Below are 10,120 nucleotides of genomic sequence, written 5' to 3'. Positions count from 1 at the left end.
GGTGTGCCGGCCGGCGGTTTTTTGTCCGGAACTCGCCCTGCCGCACGGGCGTGGCGCACGGGGACACCGCCCCGCCGCAACCGCGACAAGCGGCGACGAACAGCGGCAATTCGCACTCCGCACCGAATCAGTCCGAAACAGGAACATTCCCTCGATCGAGGAGAGATGCGTCCTTCGCGGACCCTCGCGTCGGTCCGATCCGAAGATGTGCCAGAGTTGCCACGTCCAGGCTTCGAGCACGTACGGTACGGCCAAACAGCCGGACAGCCGGGACACCGGGAAGGGGCAGCTGGGTTGACCACGCACGCACCGCAGGCGCCGCAGTCGGTGACGCTGCCGGCCTCGCTCGACGAGGCCGTGGCGGCGCTCGACGCCATGCCCGCCGCCGTTCCCGTGGCAGGCGGAACGGACCTGATGGCGGCCGTCAACAAGGGGCTGCTGCGCCCCTCGGGCCTGGTCGGCCTCGGCCGGATCAGCGAGCTGCGCGGCTGGCACTACCAGGACGGTCACGCCCTGCTCGGCGCCGGACTCACCCACGCGCGCATGGGGCGGCCCGACTTCGCGGCCCTCATTCCCGCCCTGGCCGCCGCGGCCCGCGCCGCCGGTCCGCCCCAGATCCGTAACGCCGGGACCCTCGGTGGCAACATCGCCACCGCGGCCCCGACCGGTGACGCGCTGCCCGTGCTCGCCGCGCTGGAGGCCGAGTTGGTCATCGTGGGGCCGGACGGGGCCAGCCGCGAGATCCCGGTCTCGCACCTGCTGGCCGGCCGCGAGATGCTCGGACCGGCCGAGCTCATCGGCTTCGTCCGGGTGCCGCTGCTGCACGCCCCCCAGGTCTTCCTGAAGGCCACCGGACGCACCGGCCCCGGCCGGGCCACCGCCTCCGTCGCGATCGTCCTCGACCCGGCCCGGCGCGGGGTGCGCTGCGCGGTCGGCGCCATCGCGCCGATGCCGCTGCGGCCGCTGGAGGCCGAGCACTGGATCGCCTCGCTGATCGACTGGGACGGCGAGCGGGGACTGGCCCCCGACGCGCTGGCCGCCTTCGGCGAGTACGTCGCCGCGGCCTGCATCCCGGACCACGAACCGCCCGCCGACGGGGGAGAGGCGCCACCGCTGCCCCCCGCCGTACTGCACCTGCGGCGGACCGTCGCCGCGCTGGCCCGACGCGCGCTGGGGAGGGCACTGTCGTGACCACCGAGGACCGCAACGAAGACCACGGGCGCCAGGACGACCACCTGCGCCACGGCAGCTGGCAGCCGACGCCGCAGGGCGGCGAGTACGACGACGGCGCGACCGCCTTCGTCCAGCTGTCGCCGGAGGACCTGGCGAACATCCCGCTGGCCGCGCCCGGCCACGGCTACGTACCGCCGATGATCGTGCCGCTGACGCCCGCCGCCGGGCACGACCCGTCGGCCACGGGCAACTGGGCGGCGCAGCCGCAGAGTCCGCCGGAGCACCAGCAGGGGGCGGGTGCGGCGCAGCCGCAGGCCCCCGGCGCGGTGCACTGGCCGGACCCGAACCAGCAGCGGGGGCCGTACGACTACAACTACGAGTACCCGCAGGCCGTCGCCCCGCACGCCCCGCACGAACAGCAGGCCCCGCACGACCCGTTCACCCAGCTCCCGCCGGACCGGTACGGGGAGGCGCAGCAGGCCACGGGGCAGTGGAACTTCAACGAGTCGACGGAGTACGGCCTCCCCGCCGGGCAGGCCGCCCAGGCTCCGCAGGCCCCGCAAGTCCCTCAGGCTCCTCAGGTTCCTCAGGCCGAGAACCCGGGGCAGGGCGGTCACACCGGGCAGTGGACGATTCCGGTCGCCGACGGTGAACTCCCGGAGGAGTCGGGCGAGTTCGCCGCCTCGGCGCTGGCCGCGCAGTGGTACGGGAACCAGAGCCCGTCGGCCACCCTGCCGGGCGGCGCGCCCGCCCCGTGGGCGACGCAGCAGCCGGTCGTGGAGGCGGAGCCGGAGCCGCAGCCCGTGGCGGAACCGGAGCCGGAACCGCAGGTGCGGCCGCGGCCCGTGGCGGAAGCGGAACCCGAACCCGAACCCGCCCAGGCGCCGGAGCCCGAGCCGGTGCCGGAACCGGGACCCCGGCTCCAGCCGGCCCCCGTCACGGAGACGGCCGCGGAGGCGGCGCCCGTGGCGGTGCCCGAGGCGGAGCCCGTACCGGCTGTGGACGAGACCCCCGCCGAGCAGGCCCCGGAAGCGGACCCGGAGCCCGAGCCGGCATCCGCCCCCGAGCCGGAGGCCGGCCCCGGCACGGTCCCGGAAGCGCCCGAACCCCCGGAAGCGGCCCCGGCCCCGCAGGCCGCCGAGGTCCCGCAGGCCCCCGAGGTCCCGCAGGCCACCGAGATTCCGGAAGCCACCGAGGTCCCGGAAGCCCCCGAGGCCCCGGAGGCCGTCGAGCCCGAGCCGCCTCTCGGCCTTCCCGACGAGCACCCCGCCGTCTCCTACGTCCTGCACGTGAACGGCGCCGACCGCCCGGTCAGCGATGCCTGGATCGGCGAGTCGCTGCTCTACGTGCTCCGCGAGCGCCTCGGCCTCGCCGGGGCCAAGGACGGCTGCTCGCAGGGCGAGTGCGGTGCCTGCAACGTCCAGGTGGACGGCAGGCTCGTCGCCTCCTGCCTCGTGCCGGCCGCGACCACGGCCGGCAGCGAGGTCCGTACCGTCGAGGGCCTCGCCGTGGACGGCGAGCCGTCCGACGTCCAGCGGGCCCTGGCCAAGTGCGGCGCCGTCCAGTGCGGCTTCTGCATCCCGGGCATGGCCATGACCATCCATGATCTGCTGGAGGGCAACCACGCCCCCAGCGAACTGGAGACGCGCCGGGCGCTCTGCGGAAACCTCTGCCGCTGTTCCGGCTACCGCGGCGTCCTCGACGCCGTCAACGAGGTCATCGCGGGCCGCGAGGCGCCCCACGCCCCCGCCTCGTCGGACTCCACGTCCCCGGAGCCCGACGAGGCCGGTATCCCGCACCAGGCGGCCCCCGGGGCCGGTAGCGAGCCGTACGCCCAGGACGGAGGCATGGCGTGAGCAACGACGCAGCCACCGCTGCCAACGCCACCAGCACACGGATCACCACCCCGGCGTTCGACGGCCCCGCCGAACCGCCCGCGCCCGCCCTCGGCCTCGGCGCCTCCCTGCCGCCCGCCGACGCCCGCGCGAAGACCGAGGGCACCTTCCCGTACGCCGCCGACCTGTGGGCCGAGGGCCTGCTCTGGGCGGCCGTGCTGCGCTCCCCGCACCCGCACGCCCGCATCCGGTCCGTCGACACCTCGGCCGCCGTCGCGATGCCCGGCGTACGGGCCGTGATCACGCACGCGGACATCCCCGGCGAACACCTGTACGGGCGCCGCGTCGTCGACCGCCCGGTCTTCGCCGCCGACCTGGTCCGCCACCACGGCGAGCCGATCGCCGCGGTCGCCGCCGACCACCCCGACACGGCCCGGCTCGCCGCCGCGGCCATCGCCGTCGACTACGAGGTCCTCGAACCGGTCACCGACCCGGAGCAGTCCTTCGCCGCCGAACCCCTGCACCCCGACGGCAACCTGATCCGCCACATCCCGCTCCAGTACGGCGACCCCGAGGTCACCGGCGAGGTCGTCGTCGAGGGCCTGTACCGCATCGGCCGCCAGGACCCGGCCCCGATCGGCGCCGAGGCCGGGCTCGCCGTGCCCCGCCCGGACGGCGGGGTGGAGATCTACACCGCCTCCACCGACCCGCACGCCGACCGCGACCTCGCCGCCGCCTGCTTCGGCCTCGAACCCGAGCGCGTCAAGATCGTCGTCACCGGCGTCCCCGGCGCCACCGGCGACCGGGAGGAGCCGGGCTTCCAGCTCCCGCTCGGCCTGCTCGCCCTGCGCACCGGTTGCCCGGTCAAGCTGGCCGCCACCCGCGAGGAGTCCTTCCTCGGCCACTCCCACCGCCACCCGACCCTGCTGCGCTACCGCCACCACGCGGACGCCGAGGGACGGCTGGTCAAGGTCGAGGCGCAGATCCTGCTCGACGCGGGCCCGTACGCCGAGTCGTCCTCGGAGTCGCTGGCCGCCGCCGTCGCGTTCGCCTGCGGCCCCTACGTCGTCCCGCACGCCTTCATCGAGGGCTGGGCGGTCCGTACGAACAACCCGCCGTCGGGCCATGTGCGCGGCGAGGGCGCCATGCAGGTCTGCGCGGCGTACGAGGGCCAGATGGACAAGCTGGCCGCCAAGCTCGGCATCGACCCGGCCGAACTGCGGCTGCGCAACGTCCTGGCCACCGGCGACATCCTGCCCACCGGCCAGACCGTCACCTGCCCCGCCCCCGTGGCCGAACTCCTCACCGCCGTACGGGACTTCCCGCTCCCCGTGCTGCCCAAGGACAGCTCGGAGGACGACTGGCTGCTGCCCGGCGGCCTGGAGGGCGCGGGCGAACCCGGTGCGGTGCGCCGGGGCGTCGGCTACGCGCTGGGCATGGTCCACATGCTCGGCGCGGAGGGCGCCGACGAGGTCTCCACGGCCACGGTCCGGGTCCACGACGGCATCGCCACGGTCATCTGCGCCGCGGTCGAGACCGGACAGGGCTTCACGACCCTGGCCCGCCAGGTCGTCCAGGAGACCCTGGGCATCGAGGAGGTCCACGTGGCCTCCGTCGACACCGACCAGCCCCCGGCCGGACCGGCGACGCACGGCCGCCACACCTGGGTGTCGGCGGGGGCGGTGGAGCGCGCCGCGAAGATGGTCCGCACCCAGCTCCTCCAGCCGCTGGCCCACAAGTTCGGCATGTCCACCGAACTCCTCCAGATCGCCGACGGCAAGATCACCTCCTACGACGGGGTGCTGTCCACCACGGTCACCGAGGCGATGGACGGCAAGGAGCTGTGGGCCACCGCCCAGTGCCGCCCCCACCCGACCGAGCCGCTCGACGCGTCCGGCCAGGGCGACGCCTTCGTCGGCCTCGCCTTCTGCGCGGTCCGCGCGGTGGTGGACGTCGACATCGAGATCGGCTCCGTACGGGTCGTCGAGATGGCCCTCGCCCAGGACGTCGGCCGGATCCTCAACCCGGCGCAGCTGGCGACCCGGATCGAGGCCGGGGTCACCCAGGGCATCGGCGCCGCGCTCACCGAGAACCTCCGCACCGCCCGCGGTCTGGTCCGCCACCCCGACCTCACGGGGTACGCCCTGCCGACCGCGCTGGACGCCCCGGACATCCGGATCGTCGAGCTCGTCGAGGAGCGGGACGTGGTGGCCCCCTTCGGCGCCAAGCCCGCCTCGGCGGTCCCCGTGGTGACCTCCCCGGCGGCGGTGGCTGCCGCCGTCCGCGCGGCCACCGGCCGCCCGGTCAACCGCCTCCCGATCCGCCCCCAGGCGGCCGTGGTGTCGGGCGCATGAGCGCACCGCGTACGGCCGGGGCCACCGGCGGCCCCGGCCCCGCCGTCGTCCTGATCACCGGGGTGATGGCCGCCGGGAAGTCCACCCTGGCCCAGGCCCTCGCCGAGCGGCTGCCCCGGTCCGTCCATGTGCGCGGCGACGTCTTCCGCCGGATGGTGGTGTCCGGGCGGGCCGAGACGGTGCCGGGCGCGCCGCAGGAGGCCGCCGACCAGCTCCGGCTGCGCTACCGGCTCTCCGCGATGACGGCCGACACGTACGCGGAGGCGGGCTGGACCGCCGTCGTGCAGGACGTGGTGCTGGGCGGGGAGCTGACCCGCTACGTCGATCTCGTCCGTACCCGCCCGCTGTACGTCGTCGTGCTCGACCCGGAGCCGGCGGCCGTCGCCGAGCGCGAGGCCGCACGGCCCAAGAACGGGTACGGGGCGGGGTGGACGGTGGAGTCGCTGATCGGGGTGGCGCGCGAGGAGACGCCGCGGATCGGGCTCTGGCTCGACACCTCGGGGCAGACCGTCGCGGAGTCGGTCGACGCGGTGCTCGCGGGGCTGGACGAGGCCCGCATCCGGTAGACACGAGGGTCGGGCCGGCGCGCGGATCCGGGGCCGTACGCGGGTCCTGGGCCGGGTCCGGGAGGGACGCGGGGAGGCCGTGACCGGATTCGAACCGGTGTAACTCGAGTTGCAGTCGAGCCCCTGAACCACTCGGGCACACGGCCGGGTCCCCCTCGGCGTGCTTCGACGGTAGGCCCGCGCCCGCGCCCCGCTCAAGGGGCCGGGCCCGGACGCCATACGACCGCAATGCGGCGTTCACGATCGGCGTCCGCGACCGGCAGGACGGTCCTACGCCCAAGGGACGAGCACAGGACCGCCTCACGACAGGGTCCGGGCCGCATTCCGCCCCTTACGCTTGGGCCCATGAGTGCCCTGGAACCGCGTGACGACACCGACACCCCGCCGCTCGCCGCGCAGCCCCCGGCCACTGCCCCGGCCGGCGGGGTGCTCGGCCGCGACTACCGGGCGCTCAGCATCGGCATCGTCTCGGTCGTCCTCCTGATCGCCTTCGAGGCGACCGCCGTGGGCACCGCGATGCCGGTCGCCGCGCGCGAACTGCACGGCATCGCGCTGTACGCGTTCGCGTTCTCCGCGTACTTCACGACCAGCCTCTTCGCCATGGTGCTCTCCGGCCAGTGGGCGGACCGGCGCGGCCCGCTCGGACCGCTCGCCACCGGCATGAGCGCCTTCGTACTGGGCCTGATGCTCTGCGGGACCGCCGGGAGCATGTGGGTCTTCGTCGCGGGCCGGGCCGTCCAGGGGCTGGGCGGCGGGCTGGTGATCGTGGCCCTGTACGTGGTGATCGGGCGGGCCTACCCGGAGCGCCTCCAGCCCTCGATCCTGGCCGCGTTCGCCGCGAGCTGGGTGGTCCCCTCGGTGGTCGGTCCGCTCGCCGCCGGGACCGTCACCGAGCACCTGGGCTGGCGCTGGGTCTTCGTCGGCATCCCCGTCCTCGTGGTCTTCCCGCTGGCGCTCGCCCTGCCCCAGATCCGGCGCCGGGCCTCCGGACCGGCCGACCCCGCGGCCCCCGCCGAACCGTACGACCGGCGCCGCATCCGGCTCGCCCTCGGGATCTCGCTGGGCGCGGCGCTGCTCCAGTACGCCGGGCAGGAGCTGGACTGGCTCGCCCTGCTCCCGGCGGCCGCCGGCTTCGCCCTGCTCGTCCCGGCGGTCCGCGGGCTGCTGCCCCGGGGCACCGTGCGCGCGGCGCGCGGACTGCCCGCGGTGGTGCTGCTGCGCGGGGTGGCGGCCGGTTCGTTCATCGCCGCCGAGTCGTTCGTACCGCTGATGCTGGTGACCCAGCGCGGGCTCAGCCCGACGATGGCCGGCTTCTCGCTCGCCGCCGGCGGCGGGACCTGGGCGCTCGGCTCGTACATCCAGTCCCGGCCGCGCCTGGAGCCGTACCGGGGGCGCCTGATGGTGGGCGGCATGGTGCTGGTCGCCGCGGCGATCGCGGCCGCGCCGTCCGTGTTGATCGAGGCGGTGCCGGTCTGGACCGTGGCGGTGGCCTGGGCCTTCGGCTGCCTGGGCATGGGCCTGGTGACCGCCTCGACGAGCGTGCTGCTGCTGAAGCTGTCGGCGCCGGAGGAGGCGGGGGCCAACTCGGCGGCCCTCCAGATCTCCGACGGGCTCTCGAACGTCCTGCTCCTCGCGGCGGGCGGGGCCGCCTTCGCCGCCCTGGGCGGCGGCACGATGGGCGCCGTGCACGACGTGGCGGCGTCCGGCACCACCGGGTCGCACCCGGCGGCCTTCGCCGCGGTCTTCCTCCCGATGGCGGTGGTGGCCCTGGCCGGGGCGTGGGTGGCGGGACGGGTGCGGACGCGTTAGCCGATACCAGACCGGCCCCACTCGCGTGCGTCCGCGTGACGACCAGCAGGAGGCGCTCAAGCTCCGCGCGGCAGAAGAAGGGCGGAGCATGCACGCCATCGTGCTCCAGGCGACTGACCGGTACCTCGAACAGGAGGCGGACCGGCACGAGGCCCGCAGGCTCGGGGCCAAGTACGCGGTGCGTCACGCCGACCTGCTTCGGAGGCTCGGGGAGTAGCGAAGTACTTGACGGTCCAGTTCAGCGGTTCGGACATGGTCGACGTCGATCAGGACGAGGCGTACGAGCTCGTCATCGAGGTGGCGACGGGGAACCTCGACGACGTCGGGCTCATCGCCCAGCGCCTGCGTTCTCCGCACGTGGGCATGTGAGCTCAGTCGCACCCGTGCGGGACCCCGGCCTGTTCGTGCGGGGTTCCGTGCGGGGCGGTGCGGTTCGAGGCGATTCACGCGGCACCCCTCACCGGTAGGGTGGCCCGGTTGTCGTATCGCGTGCGCGTCCGATCCGTACGCACCGGCAGCCACCCCACGTACCCGAGTGCCCCGAACCGGAGACCGTGACTACTACCGCCTCCCACCACCTCTCACCCGCCTTTCCCGGCCGCGCCCCCTGGGGCACGGCCGGCAAGCTGCGAGCCTGGCAGCAGGGTGCCATGGAGAAGTACATCCAGGAGCAGCCGCGCGACTTCCTCGCGGTCGCCACCCCCGGCGCGGGGAAGACCACCTTCGCGCTGACCCTCGCGTCATGGCTGCTGCACCACCACGTCGTGCAGCAGGTCACCGTCGTCGCGCCGACCGAGCACCTGAAGAAGCAGTGGGCCGAAGCGGCGGCCCGGATAGGCATCAAGCTCGACCCCGAATACAGCGCGGGCCCGCTGAGCAGGGAGTACGACGGCGTCGCCGTCACCTACGCGGGGGTCGGCGTCCGCCCGATGCTGCACCGCAACCGCTGCGAGCAGCGCAAGACCCTGGTGATCCTCGACGAGATCCACCACGCCGGTGACTCGAAGTCCTGGGGCGAGGCCTGTTCGGAGGCGTTCGACCCGGCCACCCGGCGGCTCGCGCTCACCGGCACGCCGTTCCGCTCCGACACCAACCCGATCCCCTTCGTCGCGTACGAGGAGGGCAACGACGGCATCCGGCGCTCCTCGGCCGACTACACCTACGGCTACGGCAACGCGCTCGCCGACGGCGTCGTCCGGCCCGTGATCTTCCTCAGCTACAGCGGCAACATGCGCTGGCGCACCAAGGCCGGTGACGAGATCGCCGCCCGGCTCGGCGAGCCGATGACCAAGGACGCCATCGGGCAGGCCTGGCGCACGGCGCTGGCGCCCACCGGCGAGTGGATCCCCAACGTGCTGGCCGCCGCCGACAAGCGGCTGACCGAGGTCCGCAAGGGCATCCCGGACGCGGGCGCCCTGGTCATCGCCACCGACCAGGACTCCGCCCGCGAGTACGCCAAGATCCTCAAGCGGGTCACCGGCGAGAAGGCCACCGTGGTCCTCTCCGACGAGAAGGCCGCCTCGAAGAAGATCGACCAGTTCAGCCAGGGCGACTCCCGCTGGATGGTCGCGGTCCGCATGGTGTCGGAGGGTGTCGACGTGCCGCGCCTGGCCGTCGGCGTGTACGCGACCACGATCTCCACGCCGTTGTTCTTCGCGCAGGCCGTCGGCCGTTTCGTGCGCTCCCGCAGGCGCGGCGAGACCGCCTCGGTCTTCGTGCCGACCATTCCGATGCTGCTCCAGTTCGCCAACGAGATGGAGGTCGAGCGGGACCACGTCCTCGACCGGCCCAAGAGCGGCAGCGACGAGGAGAACCCGTTCGCGGAGGAGGACAAGCTCCTCGCCGACGCCGAGAAGCTCCAGGACGAGGAGACCGAGGACCAGCTGCCCTTCGAGGCCCTGGAGTCCGACGCGGTCTTCGACCGGGTGCTGTACGACGGCGCCGAGTTCGGCATGCAGGCCCACCCCGGCAGCGAGGAGGAGCAGGACTACCTGGGCATCCCGGGGCTGCTGGAGCCCGACCAGGTGCAGCTGCTGCTCCAGAAGCGCCAGTCGCGGCAGATCGCGCACAGCCGGCAGAAGCCTGCCCAGGACGCCGACCTGCTGGAGAAGCCGGCCGACGCGCGCCCGGTCGTCACGCACAAGCAGCTGCTCGACCTGCGCAAGCAGCTGAACACGATGGTGTCGGCGTACACCCACCAGAGCGGCAAGCCGCACGGGGTGATCCACACCGAGCTGCGGCGGGTGTGCGGCGGTCCGCCGAGCGCGGAGGCCACGGCCGGGCAGATCCAGCAGCGGATCAAGAAGGTCCAGGAGTGGGCCACCCGGATGAAGTAGCCGGGTGACCCGGGTGCGGGCCCGGGGCGGGGACAGGGGTCCTCGCC

At 74.3% G+C, this 10,120-nt stretch carries 8 protein-coding genes and 1 tRNA gene; 8 read left to right on the top strand and 1 reads right to left on the bottom strand.

What is annotated here, in order from left to right:
* Positions 1–294: 294 nt before the first annotated feature.
* From ACFCV8_RS33380 to ACFCV8_RS33365, 4 genes are read left to right on the top strand one after another with little or no spacing between them, the layout of a single operon-like run.
* Positions 295–1,191 carry an FAD binding domain-containing protein gene (locus tag ACFCV8_RS33380; RefSeq protein ID WP_376689255.1) on the top strand — a complete coding sequence of 299 codons (897 nt, stop codon included), beginning with the start codon at positions 295–297 and terminating at the stop codon, positions 1,189–1,191.
* Positions 1,188–3,029 carry a 2Fe-2S iron-sulfur cluster-binding protein gene (locus ACFCV8_RS33375; RefSeq protein ID WP_376689254.1) on the top strand — a complete coding sequence of 614 codons (1,842 nt, stop codon included), beginning with the start codon at positions 1,188–1,190 and terminating at the stop codon, positions 3,027–3,029. The genes ACFCV8_RS33380 and ACFCV8_RS33375 overlap by 4 nt, the downstream gene beginning before the upstream one ends.
* Complete coding sequence (locus tag ACFCV8_RS33370; RefSeq protein ID WP_376689253.1) at positions 3,026–5,362, top strand: xanthine dehydrogenase family protein molybdopterin-binding subunit; 2,337 nt, start codon at positions 3,026–3,028, stop codon at positions 5,360–5,362. The genes ACFCV8_RS33375 and ACFCV8_RS33370 overlap by 4 nt, the downstream gene beginning before the upstream one ends.
* Positions 5,359–5,928, top strand: coding sequence for an AAA family ATPase (locus ACFCV8_RS33365; protein ID WP_376689252.1), 570 nt, complete (start codon positions 5,359–5,361; stop codon positions 5,926–5,928). Before ACFCV8_RS33370 ends, ACFCV8_RS33365 begins: the two co-directional genes overlap by 4 nt.
* Before the next feature lie 74 nt (positions 5,929–6,002).
* Here the strand turns inward: ACFCV8_RS33365 and ACFCV8_RS33360 are convergent.
* Positions 6,003–6,074, bottom strand: a tRNA-Cys gene (locus tag ACFCV8_RS33360).
* Positions 6,075–6,273: 199 nt separating this feature from the next.
* On the opposite strand from ACFCV8_RS33360, the gene ACFCV8_RS33355 reads away from it, so the two are divergent.
* The 4 genes from ACFCV8_RS33355 to ACFCV8_RS33340 all read left to right on the top strand — a co-directional run bounded on the left by ACFCV8_RS33355 (position 6,274) and on the right by ACFCV8_RS33340 (position 10,073).
* Positions 6,274–7,737, top strand: coding sequence for an MFS transporter (locus tag ACFCV8_RS33355; RefSeq protein ID WP_376689251.1), 1,464 nt, complete (start codon positions 6,274–6,276; stop codon positions 7,735–7,737).
* 25 nt (positions 7,738–7,762) lie between these two features.
* The gene (locus ACFCV8_RS33350; RefSeq protein ID WP_376689250.1) at positions 7,763–7,954 is read left to right on the top strand and encodes a CopG family transcriptional regulator; all 192 of its coding nucleotides are present in this window, start codon (positions 7,763–7,765) and stop codon (positions 7,952–7,954) included.
* An 8-nt stretch (positions 7,955–7,962) separates the two neighbouring features.
* Positions 7,963–8,106: a hypothetical protein gene (locus ACFCV8_RS33345; protein ID WP_376689249.1), complete on the top strand. Its 144-nt coding sequence runs from the start codon at positions 7,963–7,965 to the stop codon at positions 8,104–8,106.
* Between the two features lie 185 nt (positions 8,107–8,291).
* Positions 8,292–10,073 carry a DEAD/DEAH box helicase gene (locus tag ACFCV8_RS33340; RefSeq protein ID WP_376689248.1) on the top strand — a complete coding sequence of 594 codons (1,782 nt, stop codon included), beginning with the start codon at positions 8,292–8,294 and terminating at the stop codon, positions 10,071–10,073.
* Positions 10,074–10,120: the final 47 nt, after the last annotated feature.

This window comes from Streptomyces sp. NPDC056347 (assembly GCF_042262625.1).
GTDB lineage: Bacteria > Actinomycetota > Actinomycetes > Streptomycetales > Streptomycetaceae > Streptomyces.
This window is presented reverse-complemented; position numbering and strand designations above follow the sequence as displayed.